The organism is Burkholderia sp. 4M9327F10 (assembly GCF_005503145.1).
Lineage (GTDB): Bacteria > Pseudomonadota > Gammaproteobacteria > Burkholderiales > Burkholderiaceae > Paraburkholderia.
Genome location: NZ_SCNV01000014.1, coordinates 36,889 through 61,504, shown reverse-complemented (window position 1 = coordinate 61,504; position 24,616 = coordinate 36,889). Strand labels below are relative to the sequence as shown.

Below are 24,616 nucleotides of genomic sequence, written 5' to 3'. Positions count from 1 at the left end.
TACCGACCAATGCAGCACCGAAACTTAACCCAGGCTTGCACGCGCGTCGTCGCCGGGATGTTCATTGGCGTACTGATGGCAGCAGCTCCCGGCGCGTTCGCCGACGAAGTAAGCAGTTTTAATCAGAATGTCTCGTTTTCGACCCAGGATGGGTCGACTCCGCTGTCCGCTCCCACTTCGCAAACTCCTGCTCCTGCGGCCGATAACGGCGGTGGTGCACGCTCGTTTCTGTCCGGCATGGCCGGCAAAGCGGGCGACGTGGTGGTCGGCGCGCTCAATATGATCGGCGTGCGTTACCGCTGGGGCGGCAACACGCCTGACTCGGGCCTCGATTGCAGCGGCTTTGTGCGCTACGTGTTCCAGGACACCCTCGGCATGGCCCTGCCGCGTCGCGCGGAAGAAATGAGCCGGGTCGGCGAGAAGGTCAGCATGAGCAACCTGAAGCCGGGCGATCTGGTGTTCTTCAATACGATGCGCCGCACGTTCTCGCACGTTGGCATCTATATCGGCGACAACAAGTTTGTGCATTCGCCGTCCACGGGCAGCACGATCCGTGTCGACGATCTGGACGACGGCTACTGGGAAAAGCGCTTTACTGGTGCACGCCGTATCGAGACGTCGTATCAGGATTCGCAGGATCTGAAGCAGCGTGTCAATGCTGCGATTGGCGGTCCTGCAAACTAGGCGGCACTTCGGCCGCAAACCGGTTCGGTAGACAAAAAAGCCTGCTTCTCGCGAAGCAGGCTTTTTTTCGTTTGCGCTTTTGTTCTGGCTTCCGCCAGTGGCGCCTTCCGGGCACCACTGAGCGCCTTCCGGGTCCAGCCGGGTATCACCCGGTTACACCGCGACGCGGCTCGCGGCCAGCTTGCGTTGCAACTCCGGCATGATCTTGGCCGCGGCTTCCTCGCCGGCCAGGATCGCTGCGTTGCGCTGCGAGAAGTCGCTACCGCTCATGGCAGCCAGATTCGGACGGATCACGACATCGGCGTACTTGTCGAGTTCATACGACTTGATGGTCTGACCCATGATAGTGAAAGTCTGCAGCAGCACATCGAACGAACTCGAGGTGGTGCCCGCTTCGGGACGCTGCGAGATATCCACGGCGATCACGAAGTCGGCGCCCATCTTGCGGGCAAACGATGCCGGCACCGGGCTCACGAGGCCGCCGTCGACGTACTCGTGACCAGCAATTTTCACCGGCTCGAAGATCGACGGCACGCTGCAGGAGGCGCGCACCGCGATGCCGGTATTGCCGCGCTGGAACAGGATCGGCTGGCCGCTATTCAGATCGGTGGCGACCACGCCGAGCGGCTTGACCATCTTTTCGATCGGACGGTTGTTCAGCGTCGTATTCAGGTAGTTCTGCAGCGCCACGCCCTGCAGGAAGCCGCGCGTGCGAAACGGCATGGCCCAGTCGCTGATCGACGCTTCATCCATGTTCAACGCGAGCTTGTTGAGCGCGAAACCGTTCATGCCGGAGGCGTACAGCGCGCCGACCACCGAACCGGCGCTGGTGCCGGCAATCAGGTCGACCTGGATATTGCGCGCCTCGAGCGCCTTGATGACGCCGATATGTGCAAAGCCGCGCGCGGCGCCGCCGCCGAGTGCGAGGCCGACGCGAACTGGCCGTTGCGGCTTGTCGAGCGGCGGCGTTGCGGGCGTGGGAGGCGGGTTAGTCGCCGCGGTATTGGCCGGCCGCGACGCGTTGTCCGGCTGGCTGCCGGTGGTCGTGCAGGCGGTCAAAACAGCGGAGGCCGCGGCAAGCGAAAAGCTGCGGCGGGAGAGGCGTGGGGTGGACTGTGTCAACGATTTCTCCAGCAACGGCGCCGGTTCCAGTGAGGGTTGCCGCGCGGCCGCGTTTCAAGCGAACAGGATCGCCGGCGGCGATCGTAATGCGCCGCGGATATAGCTGAAACACGGCGCGCGCACATCATAAATCAAAGCCTGGCTCGCGCACGACACGCGTGAAGAAACGTTACAGATGCGTCTGGAGGCGCATATGAGGCGCATATGAGGCGTCCCGGCGAAATGCGCCGGTGCACGGCACGCGGCGCGCGGGCGCGCCGCTTGGGCTGGGGAAAGAGCCGCCGGCAGGTATAATTCGGCTCTCGCATTTTTCACTTGCCTTCATGCGCAACGCTGTTGCCGCATGGACGCGTTCTGCTGCCGCGCTTCCCGGTGTTTCACTGCCGCGCGCCGGCGCCCGTCTTCCGAGTAACCGTTTATGACCACCTCCGTTCGCACCCGTTTCGCACCGAGTCCCACTGGCTTCATCCATCTCGGCAACATCCGTTCTGCGCTGTATCCGTGGGCGTTCGCGCGCAAGATGAAGGGCACCTTCGTGCTGCGGATCGAGGACACCGACGTCGAACGTTCCACCTCGCAGTCCGTCGATGCGATCCTCGAGGGCATGGCGTGGCTCGGTCTCGATTACGACGAAGGTCCGTTCTACCAGATGCAGCGCATGGACCGGTATCGCGAAGTGCTCAAGCAGATGGAGCAGCAGGGGCTGGTGTACCCGTGCTACATGTCGACCGAAGAACTCGACGCGTTGCGTGAACGTCAACGCCTCGCCGGTGAAAAGCCGCGTTATGACGGCACGTGGCGCCCGGAGCCGGGCAAGGTGCTGCCGACGCCGCCGGCCGGCGTGCAGCCCGTGATGCGCTTTCGCAACCCGCTCGCCGGCGTGGTGGCGTGGGACGACGCCGTGAAGGGCCGCATCGAGATCTCTAACGAAGAGCTCGACGATCTGGTGATCGCGCGCCCGGACGGCACACCCACCTACAACTTCTGCGTGGTGGTCGACGATATCGACATGCGCATCACTCACGTGATTCGCGGCGACGATCACGTGAACAACACGCCGCGTCAGATCAACATCCTGCGCGCGCTTGGCGTCGAGCCGCCGGTCTACGCGCATCTGCCGACCGTGCTGAACGAGCAGGGCGAAAAGATGAGCAAGCGGCACGGCGCGATGAGCGTGACGGGCTATCGCGATGCGGGCTTTTTGCCGGAAGCGGTGCTCAACTATCTCGCGCGTCTGGGCTGGTCGCATGGCGACGCGGAAATTTTCTCGCGCGAGCAGTTTGTGGAGTGGTTCGACCTCGAGCATCTCGGCAAGTCGCCGGCTCAGTACGACCACGACAAGCTCACGTGGCTGAACGCGCACTACATCAAGGAAGCGGACAACGCGCGCCTTGCCGAACTGGCGCGACCGTTCTTCGCGGAACTGGAGATCGACGCGGTAGCGCTCGAACAGGGCGCGGATCTGGTTGCCGTGGTGGGCCTGCTGAAGGATCGTGCGTCGACGGTCAAGGAGATTGCCGAGAACGCAGCAATGTTCTACCGGACGCCTGCGCCGGATGCCGAGTTGCTCGCGCAACATGTGACCGATGCGGTACGCCCGGCAATCGCCGAACTCGCCGCGGCGCTGAAGAGCGCGGAGTGGACCAAGGAAAGCATCTCGGCCACGCTGAAGGCGACGCTGGCCGCGCACAAGCTGAAGATGCCGCAGCTGGCGATGCCGGTGCGTCTGCTGGTGGCAGGCACCACGCACACGCCGTCCATCGACGCAGTGCTGATGTTGTTCGGTCGTGATGTGGTGGTGAGCCGCCTCGAAAAGGCGCTTGGTTGACGTTTGACTGAGTGCTGCGAGAGGCGCCGTGAGGGGGATTCATGCGGCTCTTAAAAAAAGTCGCATGTAATCACTCAAAGGGTATTTACAAGGCGCGATTTGCACTCTAGAATCTCGTTTCTGTTCTGCAAGGGGGGTATAGCTCAGCTGGGAGAGCGCTTGCATGGCATGCAAGAGGTCAGCGGTTCGATCCCGCTTACCTCCACCATCAGAGCAGAATGAAGTCTTTCCGATGTTTGGATCTGGTAGTAAAAAAGACTTCACAAGCAGTAACAATGTAGTTAGAATACTGGTCTTCGCTGCTGACGAAACGAAATAAGTGTACAACTTAACGCCAGTTAGCAGCAAGATAAAGACAGATCTGAAAAGATTATGTCCCCTTCGTCTAGAGGCCTAGGACATCACCCTTTCACGGTGAGTACAGGGGTTCGAATCCCCTAGGGGACGCCAAACATCAGCGTCGCTTTAGTGTTCGAAAGAAGCAGTAAAGTGGTGCGGCTTGCAGAGAAATAACCGACGCTCGCAAGCTAGGATGTAAAGACTGGAGTGGTAGTTCAGTCGGTTAGAATACCGGCCTGTCACGCCGGGGGTCGCGGGTTCGAGTCCCGTCCACTCCGCCAGACAAAGCCCGTTCATCTGAACTTGAACGGGCTTTTTCATTAAAGGTGTAAGCGTACGTTGTCCCCTTCGTCTAGAGGCCTAGGACATCACCCTTTCACGGTGAGTACAGGGGTTCGAATCCCCTAGGGGACGCCAAAGACATCGGCATTGCTCGGTAAGCAGTATGAGTGGTGCAGTTTGTGAGAGTAACCAACGCTCGCAAGCTAACGGTGCACAAATCTGGAGCGGTAGTTCAGTTGGTTAGAATACCGGCCTGTCACGCCGGGGGTCGCGGGTTCGAGTCCCGTCCGCTCCGCCAGAAATGCACGATCAGCCGTTGAATCTACCTGGATTCAACGGCTTTTTGTTTTTCCGGCCATCAATGCGTCAGCACGTGGATCTAAACAGGGCCGTACCCGGCGCACCAGTTTCGGGCGTTTGTTTTGGGTGTGCTTATGTGAGGAAATATATATTTCGGATAACTGAGTATTTGCGATGCGCAGAGGCGTCGCCGTTTTTACGCACCCTGCGTAATCCAGGAACAGATTACCGGGTTCGTCGAGATGCGCCTGTGTCTTGACGGTTACTGCCTGGCGTGCGCGGTTGCATTGACCGGGCGAGCGAACGAGTATGGACGGGTGCTAGCGAAGGGAGTGCGAAATATGTCGGAAGCGCAAACAGTGCTTGGAGACGAATTAGCCGAACCCGTGTCGATCGATCTGGCCGAATCGGCCTCTATCGATCGGGAAACATTCCATTACCGTTTGAGCGGAGATCGTTATGTATTTCAGGGAATCGATTTTGCGCTCAGAATCACCAGCTTTCTCGGATGTCACGATGCGCTGATGGTCGGCTGCGGTCAGCAGCTCGGCTATGTGGACGACTCTCCACAGCGGCGCCCGGATCTGCGCGCCTTTGGGCGCGAGCTGTATCGCTCGCCGGAATTTGCGGGACGTCGCTATGTTCGCTCGATCAGATCGATCGAGGCGGGTTCGCTCGATACCTTGACCGTTATCGACACCTGCGACCACCTCACCGAACTGGAGACCCACTGTCTTTTCGCGGAAGCCAACCGGGTGCTCAAGCCGCGCGGCTATTTCATTGTGCGGGTTCCCGTCGGCTTCGGGCGGGCGACCGTCTCGCGCAAGCGTGTGCCGGTCCGTAGCGACGCGGCAGAGAAGGGCGAGGAAGGGCCGGGACGCGTTGCAAAGTTATCCCGCGCGGCAAACGGCGTGCGCTTCAGATTCAAGGCGTTTCGCCGATTGCTCGCTGAAAGCTTTGAGATTGAGAAAGCGACGAATCAGCCTTGGCGGCACCTGCCGCGGTGGTTCAACTCCCGCCGCATCATGCTTTGCCGCAAGCACGCAGCGCAATAACGCCCGCTAGTCGGGCAAGCCATTTCCTGGCTACCCGACCAACCCAACCACGCTCCCACTCCTTCAAAAGCGATCTGTCCGATTCGTCCGGTTCATATCCGGCGGGTTGCACTTGCGGGCACGCTACCTGCTCCCTCACACGCTATCACCGGGCTGTCATCGCACAGTGGATGAATTTCGTCCGCTGAAAGACTACAGTACGGATGTTGTGCGATCGTCAGAACATAATCGTCGTGATATCAAAGACGGGGTTCGGAGTACATTGCCATGGCCAAGCATACCGGACCGCCGGAATCGGGGGCGGATAACGCTGCCGGGCATGCCGCGGAAAACCCCGCGGACGCCCCCCACAGAGATTCGGCGCAAGACTTCAATCGGGAGTTCGATCCCGATGCAGATTCCGGATCCGCCTTGCCGCCCGCGCGGTTTGGACGTCTGGCGCTTTGGGCCGCATCGGCGGGTGCGTTGACCCTTGGGGTCGCGGCTACGGTCGCGTACGGGGTCTGGTTCGATCAGGATCAGCGAACCTACGCGAAAGCCATGGCCGTGGCACAACAGACGTTATCGGCCGGCGTAGCCGTCGCGCCTGAGCCGCAGACGCTGCCGGCCAGCCCGTCTCCGTCTGCCGCGGCGCCCGCGCAGCAGACGGCGTGGACGGGTCATGTGGCTTTGGCCGCGCCGCCTGCGAACCCTTCCAGCACGCTCGCCGACGCTCCTGCAGTTCCTGAAGCCGATCCCGCCACAACGACTTCGCTTGCCGGGCCCGAGTCCAGCGACGCCGCTTCGGCGGATTCGGCCGCACCTCAACCGGGTGCCAGGCCGCCGCAGGCGATAAGCCATGGCGCGAAGCAGGAGCGCCATCGCCCGGCGCCGCGTGCCAAGCCCAATGGCGGCCTGTTCGCGCGAATGGAATCGTTTTTTCATCGCGTGAGTTATCGGCAGCATGGCAATGGAAGCCAGCGGGATATCTACTCCCACTCCTGAGCGGCATGGCTCAGCCCATGTGGCACGCAAGCCGGCCTTTACGGTGCGCTTCGGCTGGGGACCGGCTACGCTCGCTGGAATTGCCGTGCTGTGCCTGCTGGCCGGACTCCTCGTCCTCGCGTTGCAAATCAAGGCAATCTTCTCGGACCAGTTGAAGCAGGAGTATACGGGGCTGGTCCTCGACGCGATCGGTCGTGCGGAAAGCGCGCGCGATCTGGCCAGCGCCCGGCAGCCGCTCACCGGAGATAGCGCCACTGAGCCGCAGGACTATCGAAATGCGCGTATCACGCTTGCCGCCCGCCTTGCGTCCGTTGCCGCGCTGGTGAACGCGGACCCGGCAGCGGCGCCGCGCATCCCGCAGCGTGCGCTGTCGCCCAACGTCAATTTCGACGACACGGACGCATTGCTGCGTTCGGAGTCGGAGTACTGGCACCGGCAGCGCGATCTCGTTGGCGCCGATCTTCATCACCGGACTTCACGCGTCGCGAAAACGCTGATGGTTTTGTCGGCGTTGATCTTTAGCGCGCTGGTCACCGCGCTCGGCATGTACGCGAAGCGCACGCGCCAACTGGCACGCGAGTCGCACCGTTTCGAGTTCGCCGCGTTGCACGACGCGCTGACGGGGTTGCCGAACCGGCGGCACCTGTTTGCCGCGCTTGCGCAATCCCCGGCCGCGGCGAGCGGCGCTTCGCTCGCCCAGACGCTCGCCATTCTGTACGTCGATCTGGACGGCTTCAAGCAGGTCAATGACTCGCTCGGCCACCGCATCGGCGATGAACTGCTGATCGCCGTCGCGCGGCGCTTTCGCGAGTCGGTTCGTCCAGTTGATGCCGTGGCGCGCATCGGCGGTGACGAGTTCGCGGTACTGGTGCGCGGATTTTCGCTGGATGTCGAACTGGGCGCGATCGCTGAGCGTCTGATTGCCTGTGTCACCGAGGCAGGCGAGCAGATGGGGATTGGCTTTGTCAGCGCCAGCATAGGCATCGCCAGTTTTCCCCAGCCTGTCGAGGACTACCGGAATCTGCTCGCCGCCGCGGACGAGACGATGTACCAGGTCAAGCGCAGCGGCAAGAACGGCTACGCGTTCGCGGTGCCATCCGGGCGGGCAGGGGCATTTTGATGCAGACGCACATGCAGATGCAGGCGGCGCTTAAGAGGCCCGGCACTGGCCTGTACGACGCCGCGCTCTAGAGAGCGCTCGGATCGAATCATGGTTTTTGCTTGAAATAGGCAGACGCCGGCGATTTTGCCACCTAGACTGATTACGGTCATTCAGCCTGCGATGCGGATACTCCCATCGCCTTTGAGGAGATTTGCCATGCCGAAGGTATCGACGACCGAGGGGGCGTTCGCGTCCCTCGAGACTTCGCGTTCCGGATATGAATTGCTGGCCGACCCGCTCCTGAACAAGGGCACTGCGTTCAGCGAATCGGAGCGCGACGCGTTCGATCTGCACGGACTCTTGCCGCCCAATATCGGCACGCTCGAAGAACAGGTCTCGCGGCGCATTCAGGTCTTGCGCAGCTTTGCGACAGATATCGAGCGCTACGCTTTTCTGCGCGATCTGCAGGACACCAACGAGACGCTGTTCTTTGCCTTGCTGGTCCAGAATCTCGAAGAGTTGCTACCCATCGTTTATACGCCGACCGTCGGCGCCGGCTGCCAGCAGTTCAGCCGCCTGTTCCGCAAGCCGCGCGGCCTGTTCCTCAGCATGCCGCACAAGAAGCGCGTCGAGGCGATTCTCGCGCATCCACGCTTCGATCAGGTCGAGGCCATCGTCGTGACCGATGGCGAGCGGATTCTCGGCCTCGGCGATCAGGGCGCGGGCGGCATGGGCATTCCCATCGGCAAGCTGGCGCTCTACACGGGTTGCGGCGGCCTTCACCCTGCGACCACCCTGCCGATCATGCTCGATGTCGGGACGGACAATCCGGATTGTCTGAGCGATCCGCTTTATATCGGCTGGCGCCATGAGCGGGTGCGCGGTGACGAGTACGACGAGTTTATCGAGGTCTTCGTGAGCGCGGTTGCGAAGCGCTGGCCGCACGTGCTGCTGCAATGGGAAGACTTCGCCAAGAACAACGCGACGCGCATGCTGGAGCGCTATCGCGACCGCTTGTGCACGTTCAATGACGATGTGCAGGGCACGGCGGCTGTCGCGACCGGCACGCTGCTGTCGGCGGTCAACGTCACCGGCGTGCCGCTCACGGAGCAGCGCATTGCGGTGATGGGCGCGGGCTCCGCCGGCTGCGGGATTGCGAGTCTGATCCGCCAGGCGATGACCGATGCCGGTCTGCCCGATAGCGAAGCCGGCCGGCGCTTTTTTATGGTCGATCGCGACGGACTGCTGGTCGAAGGGATGGATGGCATCGCATCGTTCCAGCAACCGTTTCTGCAGGACAAGGCGGCGCTTGCCGACTGGAAGCTCGATCACCCGGACCGGATTGCGCTGCTCGACGTGGTGCGCAACGCTAAGCCCACGGTATTGATCGGCGTATCGGGGCAGGCCGGGGCCTTCTCCGAACCGGTGGTGCGGGCGATGGCCGAGAACAATCAGCGCCCGGTGATTTTCCCGCTCTCCAATCCTACTTCGCGTGCCGAGGCTACGCCTGCCGATCTGCAAGCGTGGGCAGACGGCAGGGCGGTCATCGGCACCGGCACGCCATTTGCGCCGCTCGAGCGCAATGGCGTCAAGTTCAAGGTGGATCAGACCAATAACTCGTATATCTTCCCCGGCGTCGGTCTCGGCGCTATCGCCGTCAAGGCGACCCGTGTCACCGACCAGATGTTCATGGCGGCCGCCAAGGCGCTTGCCGCCGTCTCGCCGGCCCGCAACGATCCCGGCAAGAATCTGCTGCCGCCGGTTACAGCGTTACGTGACGTGTCGGTTACGGTGGCGCTCGCCGTGGCGCTGCAAGCGCACAAGGAAGGGCTGACCAGCGGGGTCGAGACCGACCAGATAGAAGGCCTGATCCGCAGCAAGGTCTGGACGCCGCACTACGTGCCTTACATCCGTACCGACAGCAGCACCTCTTGAGTCAACGAAGCGTAAACCAGGCTGTGCGGCGCGCGATATAGCGCGCCGCACAGCGGCCCCGACAATTGACCGCCAAATCCGGCCCATCACACCGGATCGAAAAGAAGACGGGAGGCTCGCTGTGCTCGATACCATTCTGAATGGGCTGTTGCCGGTTGCGTTCGTGATTTTGCTTGGCTGGCTCTCGGCGCGTATTGGCCTGTTGAAACATGACGACGCCGGCGTGCTGGCGACGCTGGTGATCCGCTTTGCGCTGCCGTTCGCGCTGTTCGAGGGCGCTGTCAAAACGCCGCCGGAGAAGCTGCATAACGTGGGCTTCGCGTTGTGTCTGACGCTGGGGCTAATGGGCACTTATCTGATTGCGCTTGCGGTTGGCCGCTTCGTGTTCCGGCATGATCTGCGCACGGCCACCATGCAGGCACTGGTGTGTGCCTTCCCGGATATGGCTTATTTCGGCGCGCCGATTCTCGCCGCGGTGTTCGGGCCGGAAGGATTTCTGGCGGTGCTGGTGGGCAACCTGATCACCAGCATCTTCATGCTGCCGCTGACCATCATCCTCACGCATGTCGGCGACAAGGACGAGACCGGCAGTCACCGCCCGGATATCTTGCGCATTTTCGGCGAGAGTATTGCGCGTGCGGTGATCAATCCGATCGTCTGGTTGCCGGTCTCCGGCATGGTGCTCAGTTTTTGCCGTGTCACGCTGCCCGGCCCGGTGCTCACCTCAGTGGATCTGATCGCGAAGGCCGCCGGCGGTACGTCACTGTTTGCGCTCGGGCTCATGCTCTACGGCGAGCGCTTCGTCATCAACGCCAATGTGCTGGTCAATCTGGGCCTCAAGAACTTCCTGCAGCCGGGCATCATGGCGCTCGGCGCGGTGCTGTTCGGCGTCGTGGGGGCGCCTGCGCACCAGGCCGTGATTACCGGCGCCGTGCCGACTGCTACCGCCGCCGCCATGTTCGCGCTCAAGACCAATACGTATACGGCCAATGCGACGGCAACGATCCTGATCAGTACGATTCTGGGTGTTATTACTGAAGGACTGCTAATCGCCTACTTCTTTTGAGGACACCCGTGCGAACCATCCGATGCGGGAACAAGGAGCGCAATCTTCATTGCGCTCCTTGTGTCATGCCATCCGGTTTGCCGCATGTCGCGCGTCACCTCTGCCGGGATACAGGGCAACGTGCCGCCGCGGTGCGCGGCACACCGCCTAGCCGCGCCGCTTCTTGCTCAGCGTAATGGTTTCGAACAGCTCATAGTTGGCCGTCGGCGTCTGATCCGCACCCGGCGCGTGATAGTAGTTCATCGTGATGGTCGTCGTGCCGCCATGCTCGCCCGGATCGTGATCGAACACGGCGATGCCATAACCCGTGCCGGTATCGCGCTGCGCTGACCAGATCGCATCTTCGAGCGCGTCAGCCGGGTTGCGCACGAACGTGTTGGCAGCCGTGCCGGGAATCGGACGGTTGGGTTTCGTGAACACTTTCGCCTGCGGCAGGCCGTTCGCCTTGTCTTCGCCGTAGACATCGAGCGGCGCGCTGGTTCCGCCGCCGCCGAGAATCAGATGGATTGTGCCGTGGCTGGTGTCGAAGGTGGTGCTGGCCGGGTCCGCCTGCGGCACCGGACGCGGTTGCAGCGTATCCACGACAACGCCGGTGGTGGCGTCCACCCCGGCGTTGTGATTGCAGCCGCGCACCGGATAGCTGCGTTCGTAGTCGTGGTCGTGCCCGCATACCACGAGGTCGACGCCATAGCGGTCGAACAGCGGCAGCCATGCCTCGCGAATCCCCTTGTCGGAACCGTTGCCGGTCTTCGACGAGGTGAGCGCATCCTGGTGCATCTGCACGACGATCCAGTCGATCTCGTGATCTTCGGCGGCGCGGCGCAGTGTCTGCTCGAGCCAGCGGGTCTGCAGGCCCTGGCTATAGCCGCGAACATAGAATGAGGTGCCCGGTTCGATCGGTGCATGGCCGGTGCTCGCTGCGGGCACCAGCGGATTCGGCCCCGCTACGAAAGCTGCGGCATCCTGATAGACCACGTCGTCGGCATCGAGCGAGATGAACAGCACCGAGCTCACGCGGAAGCTGTACCAGTGGCCGGAGAAATGCGTACCGTTCTCCGGCAGCGTGTAACGCGTCAGGTACGAGGCGAGACCTTGCGGGCCGTTGTTGAACTCGATCTCGTGGTTGCCCGGACACGGCATCCACGGACGATTGGCGGCCGAGCTCTGGTTGTTGTTGCCGAAGTCGCGCCAGACGTCGGGCTGGTGCGTCGGGTTCAGGTTCGCATAGCAGAGGTCGCCGTTCAGCAAATGGAACAGCGGCTGGAAGCGTTCGACAGCCTGCACGGCAAAGCGGCTTTGCGGATACGAGAGCACCCATTCGGTATTGGGCGTGGCGAGATCGCCATAGGTGGTCCAGCGAAACGGCGCACGGCCGCGCGGCGCGGTCTGGAAATTGGCGGTGAAGGGCTGCGCGGCATTGCTGTCGTTGTCGGCCGTGACGATGTACTGGTAGGTGTTGGCCGGTTTCAGGCCACGCAGGCGTGCGTGATACGTGAACACCGTGGCGCCGTTAAGCCCGTCCGTATAGATGCGTTGTATGCCGTGCACGGTCTGCTGCGCTTCGCCCGCGCTGCCGAACTGCACCCGCGGATTGGACGCGGCCGCGAGCGAGGCCCACGACACCACCACCTCGGTTGCCGGATCGTTGCCCCAGGTCAGGTGAATCTGCTCGGGCGTGCCGTCGGGGTTGTTCGTGGCCGCTTTGCTCACGGCAGCGAGGCCGCCGGCCGCGGTCGCCAGACCGGACACGCCGGCGAGCTTGAGGAAGCCTCGCCGCGACACGGCGGCGAGCGCATCGGCCTGGCGGGAGGCTTCGCTGGCCATGGGGCTGGCGCTGCCATCGGAAGCGGTATTGGATGTGGGCGTGTTCTTGTTTGACATGTCGGTGTTCTCGGCCTGAAGGTTGGAAGAAGGCGCACGGACTGCTCGTAGGCGGCTCGCTCATTGGACCGCGAGATCGGCAATTCAACGAGGTCTCCTGAGTCTTGACGCGTCGAACCGCAGCTACATCGCAGTGACATTATTCGCAGAACTGTTTTTCCGTGCTGTGACAGCACTACCTGCAACGCGCATAAACCCGCGAGAAAACCGCTCCGGCGATAGCACCGCGCAGCCGTGGTCGTGCGTGACAGGCTTGAATTCGCTGCGGCGCCCGATTTTTCAATTGTTAATTCCCGCTCGAAGCGCGAACCTCACGGAGGTAAAACACACCGCACAACGGCTGCAAGGACACAGGAAAGATACGGCAAGGATGTGCGAACGCACACGTGTGCACCGGACTGGCCATGAACGCCGCCGCGATAGCTTGCAACTTCCTTGTGGCTGTCATCGACGATTCACGGAATCGCTTGATACTGCGCGCAGATTCAAAGGAACGAATCGCTCACTGTGCAGGAAGCACAGGGGTGAACAAGGAGGCTTGGCCACCAAAGCCTCTTTTTTCTCCCCGTCTTTGCACACGTGTGCATCGCTGGGTGGATGCCTGGAGCTCTGCTCAGACGATTGCGCGGACTGTGCGGCGCATGGCTCAGGCTCACCCAGGCTATCCGGTCCGGGTTCCGATCCGCCGTGCAGGGCTGCCTTGGCGGCGCTGCGTGAGCGGCATGGACATGCACCGCTTTCTTAATGGTTGGAAGTACGAGAACAATGATGAAAAAATCACTTTTCGCTCTGGTTGCCCTTAACGGGTTTTGTGCAGCAGCCCACGCTCAGGGGAGCGTGACGCTATACGGTATCGTCGACGCCGGTCTGGGTTACACCAGCAACCAGGCGGTCGTGCAGACGGCAGGCAAGGTGGGCACGCCCGCGGTGCTGGCCGGCAAGTCGAACTACACCTTCACGAGCGGCACCTGGTCGGGCAGCCGCTGGGGCCTGAAAGGCAAGGAAGATCTGGGCGACGGCCTGGCGGCGATTTTCCAACTCGAGAACGGCTTTAACGTCGGCACCGGCCAGCTCGGGCAGAGCAGCCGCGAGTTCGGCCGCCAGGCGTTCATGGGCCTGTCCAGCACGAAGTACGGTACCTTGACGATGGGCCGCCAGTATGACCCGATCGTCGACTTCGTCGGCTCGATCGGACCGACCAGCTTCCTGACCGGCATGGCCGCGCACCCGGGCGACCTCGACAACATCGACAACCAGTCGCGCGAGAACAACTCGCTCAAGTATGTGACGCCGTCGTTCGGCGGCCTGCAACTGGGCGCGCTGTACGGCTTCGGCAACCAGGCGGGCAGCTTCAAGAACGAGAGCACGTGGAGCCTGGGTGGCCAGTACACGCACGGTCCGTTTGCGCTTGGCGTGGCCTACCTGCAGGCGAACAATATCTACGGCTCGACCGGCGGCACGTGGACCAGTTCGTATGACGGCACGTTCTCGTCGTCGATCAACCAGGGCTTCGCCACGGCGCAGAACATGCAGATCATCGCGGCGTCGAGCACGTACCTGATCGGGGCGGTGACGCTGGGTGTGTCGTACAGCAACACGCAGTACAAGGCGAGCAGCTTCTCGCTGTTCAAGGGCAAGGAGACCTTCAACTCGGCGGGCGCGACGGCCTCGTGGCAGGTCAACCCGGAGTTGCGCGTGGCAGCGGGCTACGACTACACGGCGGGCACGTCGATCCAGGGCCAGTCGGGTCCGAAGTACAACCAGTTCAACCTGTCGACGTTCTACTTCCTCTCCAAGCGCACGGCGCTGTACGGCCTGCTCGGCTACCAGAAGGCGAGCGGCAAGACGCTGGACCAGTACGGCAACATCGTGAACGCGACGGCCTCGATCGGCGACGTGGCCAACGGCATCTCGTCGGCTGGCGATACGCAGACGCTGGTGCGTGTGGGTATCCGTCACACGTTCTAAAACACGTAGCCATAGCGGACGTGGCGAAAACTCGCCGAGTCCGTACACGATCCGCCCGCCGCGCGAGAGCGACGACAGCGAGCACGCGGCGGACGCACAAGAGGATTGGGACAGACCTATGTTGAAAGCAAAATGGCTCCGGCAGGCTGCTGCCGCAGTCGCTGCGAGCGGCGTCGCGCTGTTTGCCGGCCAGGCCGCGCGGGCCGCCACCGAAATTCAGTTCTGGCATGCGATGGAAGCCTCGCTCGGCGAGCGCGTGAACGCCATCGCCGACGATTTCAATGCATCGCAAAGCGAGTACAAGATCGTGCCTGTCTACAAGGGCAATTACGATCAGACGCTGGCGGCGGGCATCGCAGCCTGGCGCAGCGGCGATGCGCCGGCAATCCTGCAGGTCTATGAAGTCGGCACTGCGACGATGATCGGCGCAAAAAAGGCCGTCGTGCCGGTGTGGAAGGTGTTCCAGGACGCGGGCGTGCCGCTCGATACGCATGCGTTCGTGCCGGCGATTGCGAGCTACTACGGCGAAGCGAAGACGGGCCGTCTGATTTCGATGCCGTTCAACAGCTCGACGCCGATCCTGTACTACAACAAGGACGCCTTCCGTAAAGCGGGACTCGACCCGAACCGCGCGCCGCAGACCTGGGACGAAGTGGCCGCCGACGCAGCGAAGCTGAAGGCAAGCGGCATGGCCTGTGGTTTCTCGACGGCCTGGCAGGGCTGGACTCAGCTCGAAAACTACAGCGCCTGGCATGGCGCACCGTTTGCCACGAAGAATAATGGCTTCGACGGTCTGGATGCCTCGCTCGAATTCAACCAGCCGCTGCAGGTAAATCACATTGCTTTTCTCGCCGACATGGCGAAGCAGGGCACGTTTACCTACGCGGGCCGCAAGGACGAAGCGAACTCGAAGTTTTATAGCGGCGATTGCGGCATTGTGATCAACTCGTCGGGTGCGCTTGCCACGATTCGCAAGTCGGCGAAGTTCGAGTTCGGCACCGGCATGATGCCGTACGACCCGTCGGTGAAGGGTGCGCCGCAAAACGCCATCATTGGCGGCGCGAGCCTGTGGGTGCTGGCCGGCAAGAACCCGGAAGTCTACAAGGGCGTGGCGAAGTTCCTCGCGTATCTGTCGAGCCCGGCGGTCGCCGCGAAGTGGCATGAAGACACCGGCTATCTGCCGGTCACCCAGGCCGCTTACGAGCTTGCACGCCAGCAAGGCTATTACGCCAAAAAACCCGGCGCCGACACCGCCATCAAGCAGATGCTGAACAAGCCGCCGCTGCCGTACACGCAAGGCCTGCGTCTGGGCTACATGCCGCAGATCCGCACTGTGATCGACGAAGAGCTGGAACAGGTATGGGCCGGCACCAAGACCCCGCAGCAAGGGCTCGACGCGAGCGTTGCACGTGGCAATGAACTGCTGCGCCGTTTCGAACAGCAACAGAACTGACCAGTCAGGCTAACTTTTTCATCTGAGCTTCTCCGTTGGGCGGCTGCGCATCCGTGCGGCCGCCGTTTTTTATTTTCTGGAAGCGTTTGTCTTCGAAGTCCGCCGCGGGGTCCTTGAGCGGCTACCTCACTCGCAGGTCCGCCGTACGACGCTCGAGACGGGCACGGCTCGCACCCGCGAAGCGCCCCGAAACGAATCCATCCGCTCCATCAGCATCTTCACGGCGACGTTGGCCAGTCCTTCGGTATCCTGCCGAATTGTCGACAGCTCATAGTTTTCATAGCTCGCCGCGGGGATGTCGTCGAACCCTACCACGGCGATATCCTGCGGCACGCGCAGATTGAAGCGCTGCCGGGCGATGTCGATAAAGCCGAGCGCCAGCAGGTCTGACGAGCAGAACACGCCGTCGGGCCGTTGCTGTGGCGGTTGAGCGAGCAGTTCCAGTGCGGCGTTGACGCCGCTCGCGTAGTCGTCGGCGGGCGTCACGATCGTGGCAACCGGTTCGCCGCGTGCGCCCACCACGCTTTTCACCGCGCGCAGGAAGGCGGCGCGGCGCGACTTGCCGCTGTAGCTCGTCTTGCTCGGTCCAATGAAGGCAAGGCGCGTGGCGCCCGTGTCGATCAGCATGCGCGCGGCAAGCGCGCCGCCACCTGCGTTGTCGCTCACCACCACGTCGGCCTCGTCGAGCTCGGCTCCCCGGTTGATCAGCGTGACAGGCACCTTGAGCTTCAGATACTGGCGCGCCAGATCGAGCGGCGGCGATGCGGAGGTCATGATGACGCCGGCGATCCGATAGCTCAGCAGCATTTCCAGCGAATGCTTGGTTTGCGCCGGATCTTCCGCGTTCATCACGAGCGGCGACAGATTGTGCTGGGTGAGGGCGAGCGAGATATGTGCGAGCAGCCGGGCGCGAAACGGATTCTCGAAGCCCGCTGTCACGACCCCGACCAGGCTGCTGCGCTGCTGAATCATCTCGCGCGCAATCATGTTCACCTGATAGCCCATCGCATTGGCTGCTTTCATCACGCGTTCGCGCGTTTCGGGTGCAATGCTCGCACCGGGAGTAAAGGCACGCGAAACCGCCGAACGCGACACGCCGGCCCGGCGAGCGACTTCCGACGCCGTGACCCACAGTCTCTGCTTTTGAGTCATGTCATGATGTAAGTACGTGATGCCAACAAGCTTACCGCAAGTCATTCATCGGCATAGGTGCGAAAAACAGACGCGTGCGGGTTTATTGGCCCGTAAACGATTTCAGCGATGATTAGGCTTTCACATTGCAAGGAGAGCAAGATTGAACACGCCTGCCCAGCCCGTTGACCTCGCTTGGGAGCGCTGGATGTCGGCGCTGCCTGGCGAGCGCACGCTCAATCAACTGACGTTGCCCGGCAGCCACGACACTTGCGCATACACCGTCGACGATGCGCTCGCCCGCACGCAAGGCGCGACGCTGGCAGAGCAGCTCGTACACGGCGTGCGCGTGCTCGATATCCGTTGCCGGCATGAAGACGACGTCTTTCATATCAATCACGCGCGCATTGCGCTTGGCCTGATGTTCGACGACGTGATCGCGGATTGCGCCGGCTTCCTCGCGCAGCATCCGGGCGAATGCATCGTCATGTCGGTGAAGGACGAATGCGGCACGCGGGCTTGCACGCGCAGCTTCGCGCAGACGTTCGAAACGTACGTGCAGCGCTACCCGGAGGTTCGCTGGTATCTGGCGAATACCACGCCGCGTCTTGCCGACGTGCGCGGTGCGATCGTGCTGCTCAGGCGTTTCGAAAGCGCCGCGCCGCTCGGCATCGATCTCACCGCATGGCCGGACAATTCGACTTTCGATCTTGACGTCGAAGGTGCCGCGTTTGCGATTCAGGATGAGTTTCGCGTGCCGGTGCGGGCATCGATGGAGTACAAGTGGCGGGTTATCGAGGCGCTACTGGCGCGTACGCCGCACGTGAGCGATACGCGCTGGGTGGTGAACTTTTGCAGCGGCACCGGCATGGCGGCCAATCCGTACATGGTGGCCTGCGGTGACAAGGATCTGCGCGGCATGAATGACCGCTTTGCCGGGCGCATCGACGGGCAATCCGACCAGCAAGACGGTGGCCACAGCGGCCCGGCCGGAACCGTGATGATCGACTTTTGCGAGCATGCCGGGTGGGCGCTGGTGCGCGCCCTGGTAGCGCGCAATCCGCTTTAGCCTGCTCGCTGGAAGGGGTTAGTTGCTGCTCGCCTGCTTGCTGCTGGAGAGCGTCACGGTAATCGACGGCGCGTACTGCGGCACAGTGATGGTTGCATCCTCATCCTCGTCTCCGCCGCCCGCGGCGAAGTGGAATTGCGGACGCGGAATCTCGGTCTTCGACGCCTTGATCGTCGTCGAGACCGGATCGTAGCCGGGCTTCTCGCATTTGATCTGCAGGTCCGAGTCCGAGCGGCGCACGTCGACGCTATCGGGCGCCGTCACCGACCAGTCGCCCTTGGCATTGGTCAGCACGCATTTCGCGTCGGCGACCGGACCGTTGCCGTCCACCACCGCGATGGCCAGCGTCTCGTGATCCTTGTTGGCGCCACCGTTGTTGGCATTCGATGCGCCGGTCACGTTGACGGTGTTGGCGCCCTGCAGAGCGGTGTTGTTGACGTTGCCCATGCCGGCAGCGCATGCGTAGATCGAGGCTAAAGAAAGCGTTGCGGCGGCAGCGGCTTTTTGAGTCTTGTTAATTTTGCTTCTCCTTCAGCTTACGGCGGAGTGGAAGGGCTTTTTATAGTGGCTGCCTTTTGGGCGGCACCGCAGGACTCTATCACGCCGATTTACGCTTGAAATCAAGGCTGTTCGCGACGATGTGCCGTTTGATGCGCTCTGCATTGCAAGGCGCCGCCGCGCCCTCGCATCCCGGCTGTTTGTCTCGCTCAGACACCCGTGCGGACTCCGACGCGATATTGCGTGATCTGCCGGTATTGCGTGCCGGGGCGCAACACCACCTGATCGGGTTCAGACATATTGATCTGGTTGGGAAAGCCTCCGGCCTCGAGGCACAGCCCCGCATATTTCGCATAGCTGACGCCGCTGCGACCCGTCTCGCCTTCCAGGTGATTACCGGTGTAGAACTGCAGGCCCCATTGATCGGTGAGTACAGTCAGTTCGCGCCCGCTACCCGGCTCGTAGACGCGGGCCACTTCGCGCACCGGCTGCGCTGCGCAAGACATTCCGCCTGCATCGTGCAGCACGTAGCAGTGATCGAAGCCGCCCGCGAGCGCGAGCTGCGTATTCGGCCAGTCGAGCCGCGCGCCCACGGGGGCGCTCTGGCGGAAGTCGAAGGCATTGCCCGCTACCTCGGTGCGCCGGCATGGAATCATCGCCGCGTCGACTTCGAAAAACGCGTCCGCATCGATCGACACCACATGCCCGCGGATATCGGACGCCGGATCGCCGCTCAGATTGAAATACGGATGGCTCGTCAGGTTGAGCGGCGTCGGCGCATCGGTGATCGCCTCGTAGGCAATTGTCAGCGTGCCGTCGTCGTCGAGCGTGTAGCACACCTGCACCGACAGGTTGCCCGGAAAGCCGGCGTCGCCTTCGGGCGAGTCGAGCCGCATCACGAGTGCGCCGTTATCCTCGCTGGCCTGCCAATGCAGCCGGTTGAAGCCGCTCGCGCCGCCGTGCAGCAGGTTGTTGCCCTCGTTGCGATCGAGCGTGTACTCGATGCCGTCGAGCGCGAAGCGCGCTCCCGCAATGCGGTTGGCCCAGCGGCCGATCAGGCCGCCCATGTACGTGGTCGAGGCAAGATAATCTGCCGGTGTGTCGTGACCGAGCAGGATGTCGCCAAGCTTGCCGGTACGGTCCGGCGCAAGCCAGGACACCAGCGTGGCGCCGAGGTCGCTCACGCTGATCTTCATGCCGTGTGCGTTGCGCAGCGTGTAGAGCTGGACGGGGTCGCCGCCGGGCACAGTGCCCCAGGGGTCGGTCGAGAAGCGTGCGTGACTGATCATATCGGCGAGAGAGAAATAGATTCCTGAAAAAGGGCTGGCGCAGCTCGCGTCACGTTGCACGGCGTTTGACGCGCCTGGCCGTGTCTAGCCCGGCGCGGCCGTGGACCGGGTGCGTTCCTGGTATTCGCGCGGTGTGCAGCCGAGCTCACGACGGAACACTGCATACATGTACTGCAGCGAGGTGAAGCCGCAGCGGATCGCGACCTCCGCACTCGAGGCGTCGCGTCTCGCGAGCATTGCCTTCGCCGCATCGAGCTTATGCCTGAGGATCTCCTGGTGCACCGTGCATTGCAACTCGCGCCGAAAATATTCTTCCAGCGACGAGCGCGATACGCCGACATAATCGGCCACCTGCTCGGTGCGGATGCCCTGGCAGCCGTACTGGCGGATAAAGTGCCGCGCGCGCATCACATACGGGCTCGTGAGCGGCTGGTGGCGGGTGGATTCGAGCACGTTGATGCCGACCGGCGGCACGCGGATGCGTTGGCCCGGAAAGCGCGCGCCGTGCAGCATCTGATGCAGCAGGTGGGCGGCCGTGCGGCCCATTTCCTCGGTGCCCTGGATCACGGACGAGAGCGGAATGCGGGTGAGGGTACGGGTGAGCGGATCGTTGTCGATGCCGATAATGGCGACCTCCTCGGGCACCGCGATCCCCGCGATCAGGCAGGCCTGCAGCAGATGGCGCGCACGCGCATCGGTCACCGCGATGATGCCGACCGGCTTGGGCAGTTTTCCCAGCCAGTCCGTGAGCTGTTCGATGGCCTGGTTCCACGCCGGCGCACTGGTGGACAGGCCACGGTAGATTTCGGTGTCGATCTCTGCGGCGCTGCGGCCCTCGGCGGCGCGCAGGCTGGCGAAGGCCAGTTCGCGCTGTTGCGCCCAGCGGTTTTCGGGCGCCTGCGGCAGACTGTAGAGCGCGAAGTGCGGCAGGCCCGCGCCGATCAGATGGGTATAGGCAAGCGAGATGAGCTTGGCGTTGTCCGTCGCGATGTACGGCAGCCCGGGCGGGTAGTGCGCCTCGTCCTCGTACGACGAGCCGACCGCCACCACCGGTAGCGGGCAATCGCGCAGCGCTTCGCAGACTGCGGGGTCGTCGAAGTCCGCGATGATGCCGTCGCCGTCGAAGCGCTCGATGCCCACCAGCCGGCAGCGGAAGTCCTCTTCGAGAAACAGGTCCCACGCGACGCGGGTCGAAAGCAGGTAATTGCCGATGCCGGTGATGATCTCGCGGTCATACACCTTGTTCGCGTTGAACAGCAGGGCAATCCGGTGCGGCGTTTGCGGCGTCTGGGGTCGGGTCATCGCGGGTGCGGGCGCGCAGGCCGGGTGAGCCGGCGGGCCCATGTCTCCTGTCGGCCGGAGTTAGCGCCTGAGCGCTTGCTTCGGCGCCATGCAACGTAGTTGCGGTGGGTGCAGCGGGCGAGGCCCGTTCTACACCGGCTTTTTAAGCGTCCGGTTATTTTAGGCCGGGATTGCCTCACATGTGCAAGGCGGTAGCGTAAGCGGTGAGAAACATTAGCCAGGCTGCGCAATTTCGCAATTGCGGGCCGCTGCCGTGCGCGGCAGCATGGCGTCAGCTTGTCGAACCCGTTGCAGGCATGCTGCAGAGCGCGGCATCGCATTTGCCCGGGTTGCGCTGCAACATAAAAGGAGACGCTCATGTCCTACTTCGAACACATTCCCGCTGTCCGTTATGAAGGCCCGCAATCGGACAATCCACTCGCCTTTCACCATTACGATCGCACGAAGCGCGTGCTCGGCAAGACGCTTGAAGAGCATCTGCGCATCGCGGTCTGCTATTGGCATACCTTCGTGTGGCCAGGCGTCGACATCTTCGGCCAGGGCACCTTCGTGCGCCCGTGGCAGCTACCCGGCGACGCGATGGAGCGCGCGCACCAGAAAGCCGACGCCGCGTTCGAATTTTTCTCGAAGATCGGCACCGCTTACTATACGTTCCACGATACCGATGTCGCGCCGGAAGGCAGCAGCCTGAAGGAGTACAGCCAGAACTTCGCGCGTATCTCCGACTATCTGGCGCGCAAGCAGCAGGACACCGGTGTCAGGCTGCTGTGGGGCACGGCGAACCTGTTTTCGCACCCGCGTTACGCGGGCGGTGCGGCGACCAGTCCGAACCCCGACGTGTTCGCGTTCGCCGCCACCCAGGTGCGTCATGCGCTCGACGCCACCCAACGGCTGGGCGGCGAGAACTACGTGCTGTGGGGCGGCCGCGAAGGCTACGACACACTGCTCAACACCGACCTCAAGCGCGAGCGCGATCAGTTCGCGCGCTTTCTCACCATGGTGGTCGAGCATGCGCATAAGATCGGCTTCAAGGGCACGCTGCTGATCGAGCCGAAACCGCAGGAGCCGACCAAGCATCAATACGATTACGACGTCGCCGCCGTGCACGGCTTTCTCACGCAGTACGGCTTGCAGAACGAAATCCGCGTCAACATCGAGGCCAATCACGCGACGCTCGCAGGGCACTCGTTTCATCATGAGATTGCCACGGCGTTCGCGCTCGGCATCTTCGGCAGCGTCGACGCGAATCGCGGCGATCCGCAAAACGGCTGGGACACGGACCAGTTTCCGAACAGCGTCGAGGAACTGACGCTCGCCTTTTACGAAATCCTCAGGCACGGCGGCTTTACGACCGGCGGCATGAACTTCGATGCCAAGGTGCGGCGCCAGAGCGTCGATGCCGAGGACCTGTTCTATGGCCATATCGGCGCAATCGACAATCTGGCGCTGGCCATCGAGCGGGCGGCGGTGCTGATCGAAAACGACCGCCTCGAACAGTTCAAGCGTCAGCGTTACGCCGGCTGGGACGGCGAATTCGGCCGCAAGATCCTTGCCGGCGGCTACTCGCTGGCGACCCTCGCAAGCGACGCGCTCGATCGCGGCCTGAATCCGCAGCATGCGAGCGGCCAGCAGGAGCGGCTGGAAAATGTCGTGAACCAGGCGGTCTACGGTCTGCGTTAGGAGAGGATTGCAACATGTTCATCGGTATCGACCTCGGCACGTCCGGCGTCAAGGCCGTGCTGCTCGACCGCAACGGCCAGGTGCGCGCGAGCGCCTCGCATTCGCTTTCGGTGAGCCGGCCGCAGCCGCGCTGGTCGGAACAGGCGCCGCAGGACTGGTGGCAGGCGAGCACCGCGGCGCTTGCCGAGCTGCTCGCGCAGGCGCGCGCCGCCGGCATCGGCGCGCAGCAGATCGAAGCGCTGGGCCTCACCGGCCAGATGCATGGCGCGACCTTGCTGGATGCGCAAGGCGACGTGTTGCGCCCGGCGATTCTATGGAATGACGGGCGCTCGGATGTCGAATGCCGTGAACTCGAAACTGCTGTGCCGCAACTGCGCAGCGTGGCGGGCAATCTGGCGATGCCGGGGTTTACGGCGCCCAAACTCCTATGGGTCCGCAAACACGAACCGGAGATCTTTGCGCGCATCGCTCATGTCCTGTTGCCGAAAGACTATCTACGCTATCGACTGACCGGCGGCTTTGCCACCGATGCGTCGGATGCGGCGGGCACGCTCTGGCTCGACATGGCGAAACGCGACTATAGCGCGGCGTTGCTCGGTGCCTGCGGCCTGTCGCAGGAGCAGATGCCGAAGGTCTTCGAGGGCAACCAGGTGACCGGCCTGCTCAAACCTGAACTCGCACGCGAGTGGGGCCTGCGCGAGATTCCCGTGGTGGCGGGCGGCGGCGATAACGCGGCGGGCGCGGTAGGCGTGGGCATTGTCAAACCGAAGCAGGCGATGCTCTCGCTCGGTACTTCGGGCGTGTATTTCGCGGTGTCCGACGGCTTTCTTGCCAACCCCGCTTCGGCAGTGCACAGCTTCTGTCATGCGTTGCCGCAGACATGGCATCTGATGTCGGTGATGCTCAATGCGGCCGGCTGCCTCGATTTCACGGCGCAACTGAGCGGCTACGCCGATGTCGCCGCGCTGCTCGCCGATGCCGAACGCGAAGCGCGCGACCGGCGGCCGTGGTTCCTGCCGTATCTGTCGGGCGAGCGCACGCCGCACAACAACGTCAATGCGAAGGGCGTGTTTTACGGCCTCGCGCCGCAGACAGGCCGCGCCGATCTGGCGAACGCGACGCTGGAAGGCGTGGGCTTTGCCTTGCTCGACGGTATGGATGCGCTGCATGCGGCAGGGCTCGTGCCCGACGAGATATCGGTGATCGGCGGCGGTTCGCGTAGTGCGTACTGGACCCAGATGCTGGCGGATCTCGCCGGGCGCCCGCTGACCTTGCGCGCCGGCGGCGAAGTCGGCCCGGCGCTGGGTGCGGCGCGGCTCGCGCATCTGGCACTGGAACCCGGCGCGGCGCTCGATGCGATCTGCCCGACACCGGAGATTCTCGCCGTACGCGAACCGGACATGGCGCGTCATGCGTGGTACAGCAACGAACGGCGCCCGACCTTTCGTGCGCTGTATCGGGCGCTTGAACCGCTGTTTGCCACGCACGCCTAGCGCCTGGTTTCGGGCGCCCGGCGTCTTGTGTCTTGCCGCAGCGGGACGCCGAATAGAAAGCATCAGAGAAACGCGCGGTTGAGCATCGCCCCGGCCGCGCCGCAAGCGGAAGTCCATAGTAGTCCTTAGTGCTTGTCCATACGGCCCAACGCTAT

Annotated in this window: 18 protein-coding genes and 5 tRNA genes; 17 read left to right on the top strand and 6 right to left on the bottom strand. The window is 63.0% G+C overall.

Annotated features, from left to right (window positions below; all coding sequences use genetic code 11):
- Positions 1-9 precede the first annotated feature (9 nt).
- Complete coding sequence (locus FFS45_RS15490; RefSeq protein ID WP_137955528.1) at positions 10-684, top strand: C40 family peptidase; 675 nt, start codon at positions 10-12, stop codon at positions 682-684.
- A gap of 153 nt (positions 685-837) precedes the next feature.
- Here FFS45_RS15490 and FFS45_RS15485 read toward each other — a convergent pair whose 3' ends face one another.
- Complete coding sequence (locus tag FFS45_RS15485) at positions 838-1,806, bottom strand: patatin-like phospholipase family protein (RefSeq protein ID WP_137955527.1); 969 nt, start codon at positions 1,804-1,806, stop codon at positions 838-840.
- A gap of 418 nt (positions 1,807-2,224) precedes the next feature.
- On the opposite strand from FFS45_RS15485, the gene gltX reads away from it, so the two are divergent.
- The 11 genes from gltX (at position 2,225) to FFS45_RS15430 (ending at position 10,697) form a co-directional block, all read left to right on the top strand.
- Positions 2,225-3,634 (top strand): glutamate--tRNA ligase, encoded by a 1,410-nt coding sequence (gene gltX, locus FFS45_RS15480; RefSeq protein WP_137955526.1) that lies wholly within the window; start codon positions 2,225-2,227, stop codon positions 3,632-3,634.
- 132 nt (positions 3,635-3,766) lie between these two features.
- A tRNA-Ala gene (locus tag FFS45_RS15475) sits at positions 3,767-3,842 on the top strand.
- Positions 3,843-4,008: 166 nt separating this feature from the next.
- Positions 4,009-4,084, top strand: a tRNA-Glu gene (locus tag FFS45_RS15470).
- Between the two features lie 93 nt (positions 4,085-4,177).
- Positions 4,178-4,254 (top strand) — tRNA-Asp (locus FFS45_RS15465).
- Between the two features lie 60 nt (positions 4,255-4,314).
- Positions 4,315-4,390: transfer RNA gene (locus FFS45_RS15460), tRNA-Glu, on the top strand.
- Between the two features lie 86 nt (positions 4,391-4,476).
- A tRNA-Asp gene (locus FFS45_RS15455) sits at positions 4,477-4,553 on the top strand.
- Between the two features lie 343 nt (positions 4,554-4,896).
- Complete coding sequence (locus tag FFS45_RS15450; protein ID WP_137955525.1) at positions 4,897-5,610, top strand: class I SAM-dependent methyltransferase; 714 nt, start codon at positions 4,897-4,899, stop codon at positions 5,608-5,610.
- Between the two features lie 267 nt (positions 5,611-5,877).
- Positions 5,878-6,594 carry a hypothetical protein gene (locus tag FFS45_RS15445; RefSeq protein WP_137955524.1) on the top strand — a complete coding sequence of 239 codons (717 nt, stop codon included), beginning with the start codon at positions 5,878-5,880 and terminating at the stop codon, positions 6,592-6,594.
- A gap of 19 nt (positions 6,595-6,613) precedes the next feature.
- On the top strand, positions 6,614-7,714 hold the full coding sequence (locus FFS45_RS15440) for a GGDEF domain-containing protein (RefSeq protein ID WP_249362798.1): 1,101 nt from the start codon (positions 6,614-6,616) through the stop codon (positions 7,712-7,714).
- A 198-nt stretch (positions 7,715-7,912) separates the two neighbouring features.
- Positions 7,913-9,631 carry an NAD-dependent malic enzyme gene (locus FFS45_RS15435; protein WP_137955522.1) on the top strand — a complete coding sequence of 573 codons (1,719 nt, stop codon included), beginning with the start codon at positions 7,913-7,915 and terminating at the stop codon, positions 9,629-9,631.
- 121 nt (positions 9,632-9,752) lie between these two features.
- Positions 9,753-10,697 carry an AEC family transporter gene (locus tag FFS45_RS15430; protein ID WP_137955521.1) on the top strand — a complete coding sequence of 315 codons (945 nt, stop codon included), beginning with the start codon at positions 9,753-9,755 and terminating at the stop codon, positions 10,695-10,697.
- A 147-nt stretch (positions 10,698-10,844) separates the two neighbouring features.
- Here the strand turns inward: FFS45_RS15430 and FFS45_RS15425 are convergent, their stop codons facing one another.
- A complete protein-coding gene (locus FFS45_RS15425) occupies positions 10,845-12,521 on the bottom strand; it encodes a metallophosphoesterase family protein (protein ID WP_137955602.1) in 1,677 nt (558 codons plus the stop codon).
- 825 nt (positions 12,522-13,346) lie between these two features.
- Here FFS45_RS15425 and FFS45_RS15420 point away from each other — a divergent pair.
- Together FFS45_RS15420 and ugpB are read left to right on the top strand one after the other, a co-directional pair.
- The gene (locus FFS45_RS15420; protein WP_137955520.1) at positions 13,347-14,546 is read left to right on the top strand and encodes a porin; all 1,200 of its coding nucleotides are present in this window, start codon (positions 13,347-13,349) and stop codon (positions 14,544-14,546) included.
- A gap of 118 nt (positions 14,547-14,664) precedes the next feature.
- A complete protein-coding gene (ugpB, locus tag FFS45_RS15415; protein WP_137955519.1) occupies positions 14,665-15,999 on the top strand; it encodes a sn-glycerol-3-phosphate ABC transporter substrate-binding protein UgpB in 1,335 nt (444 codons plus the stop codon).
- A 126-nt stretch (positions 16,000-16,125) separates the two neighbouring features.
- Here ugpB and FFS45_RS15410 read toward each other — a convergent pair whose 3' ends face one another.
- Positions 16,126-17,151 (bottom strand): LacI family DNA-binding transcriptional regulator, encoded by a 1,026-nt coding sequence (locus FFS45_RS15410; RefSeq protein ID WP_137955518.1) that lies wholly within the window; start codon positions 17,149-17,151, stop codon positions 16,126-16,128.
- A gap of 142 nt (positions 17,152-17,293) precedes the next feature.
- Here FFS45_RS15410 and FFS45_RS15405 point away from each other — a divergent pair, with 142 nt between their 5' ends.
- Positions 17,294-18,199 (top strand): phosphatidylinositol-specific phospholipase C, encoded by a 906-nt coding sequence (locus FFS45_RS15405; protein WP_349292317.1) that lies wholly within the window; start codon positions 17,294-17,296, stop codon positions 18,197-18,199.
- Between the two features lie 18 nt (positions 18,200-18,217).
- On the opposite strand, the gene FFS45_RS15400 is transcribed toward FFS45_RS15405, so the two are convergent.
- The 3 genes from FFS45_RS15400 to FFS45_RS15390 all read right to left on the bottom strand — a co-directional run bounded on the left by FFS45_RS15400 (position 18,218) and on the right by FFS45_RS15390 (position 21,288).
- A complete protein-coding gene (locus FFS45_RS15400) occupies positions 18,218-18,646 on the bottom strand; it encodes a hypothetical protein (protein WP_137955517.1) in 429 nt (142 codons plus the stop codon).
- A 260-nt stretch (positions 18,647-18,906) separates the two neighbouring features.
- The gene (locus tag FFS45_RS15395) at positions 18,907-19,986 is read right to left on the bottom strand and encodes an aldose epimerase family protein (protein WP_137955516.1); all 1,080 of its coding nucleotides are present in this window, start codon (positions 19,984-19,986) and stop codon (positions 18,907-18,909) included.
- An 84-nt stretch (positions 19,987-20,070) separates the two neighbouring features.
- On the bottom strand, positions 20,071-21,288 hold the full coding sequence (locus tag FFS45_RS15390; RefSeq protein ID WP_137955515.1) for a DNA-binding transcriptional regulator: 1,218 nt from the start codon (positions 21,286-21,288) through the stop codon (positions 20,071-20,073).
- Positions 21,289-21,645: 357 nt separating this feature from the next.
- Here FFS45_RS15390 and xylA point away from each other — a divergent pair, with 357 nt between their 5' ends.
- Both xylA and xylB read left to right on the top strand, forming a co-directional pair.
- Positions 21,646-22,968, top strand: a complete 1,323-nt coding sequence (gene xylA, locus FFS45_RS15385) for a xylose isomerase (protein WP_137955514.1) — start codon at positions 21,646-21,648, stop codon at positions 22,966-22,968.
- A gap of 14 nt (positions 22,969-22,982) precedes the next feature.
- Entirely contained in the window at positions 22,983-24,461 is a 1,479-nt protein-coding gene (gene xylB / locus FFS45_RS15380; protein WP_137955513.1) for a xylulokinase, read from the top strand.
- Positions 24,462-24,616 lie beyond the last annotated feature (155 nt).

Bases quoted from the DNA above. Each gene is read 5' to 3' on its own strand.
- gltX (WP_137955526.1), top strand. From the start codon at position 2,225: ATGACCACCTCCGTTCGCACCCGTTTCGCACCGAGTCCCACTGGCTTC.
- FFS45_RS15400 (WP_137955517.1), bottom strand. From the start codon at position 18,646: ATGGGCAACGTCAACAACACCGCTCTGCAGGGCGCCAACACCGTCAAC.
- FFS45_RS15395 (WP_137955516.1), bottom strand. From the start codon at position 19,986: ATGATCAGTCACGCACGCTTCTCGACCGACCCCTGGGGCACTGTGCCC.
- FFS45_RS15410 (WP_137955518.1), bottom strand. From the start codon at position 17,151: ATGACTCAAAAGCAGAGACTGTGGGTCACGGCGTCGGAAGTCGCTCGC.
- FFS45_RS15445 (WP_137955524.1), top strand. From the start codon at position 5,878: ATGGCCAAGCATACCGGACCGCCGGAATCGGGGGCGGATAACGCTGCC.
- ugpB (WP_137955519.1), top strand. From the start codon at position 14,665: ATGTTGAAAGCAAAATGGCTCCGGCAGGCTGCTGCCGCAGTCGCTGCG.
- FFS45_RS15490 (WP_137955528.1), top strand. From the start codon at position 10: ATGCAGCACCGAAACTTAACCCAGGCTTGCACGCGCGTCGTCGCCGGG.
- FFS45_RS15390 (WP_137955515.1), bottom strand. From the start codon at position 21,288: ATGACCCGACCCCAGACGCCGCAAACGCCGCACCGGATTGCCCTGCTG.
- xylA (WP_137955514.1), top strand. From the start codon at position 21,646: ATGTCCTACTTCGAACACATTCCCGCTGTCCGTTATGAAGGCCCGCAA.
- FFS45_RS15425 (WP_137955602.1), bottom strand. From the start codon at position 12,521: ATGGCCAGCGAAGCCTCCCGCCAGGCCGATGCGCTCGCCGCCGTGTCG.
- xylB (WP_137955513.1), top strand. From the start codon at position 22,983: ATGTTCATCGGTATCGACCTCGGCACGTCCGGCGTCAAGGCCGTGCTG.
- FFS45_RS15420 (WP_137955520.1), top strand. From the start codon at position 13,347: ATGAAAAAATCACTTTTCGCTCTGGTTGCCCTTAACGGGTTTTGTGCA.
- FFS45_RS15435 (WP_137955522.1), top strand. From the start codon at position 7,913: ATGCCGAAGGTATCGACGACCGAGGGGGCGTTCGCGTCCCTCGAGACT.
- FFS45_RS15450 (WP_137955525.1), top strand. From the start codon at position 4,897: ATGTCGGAAGCGCAAACAGTGCTTGGAGACGAATTAGCCGAACCCGTG.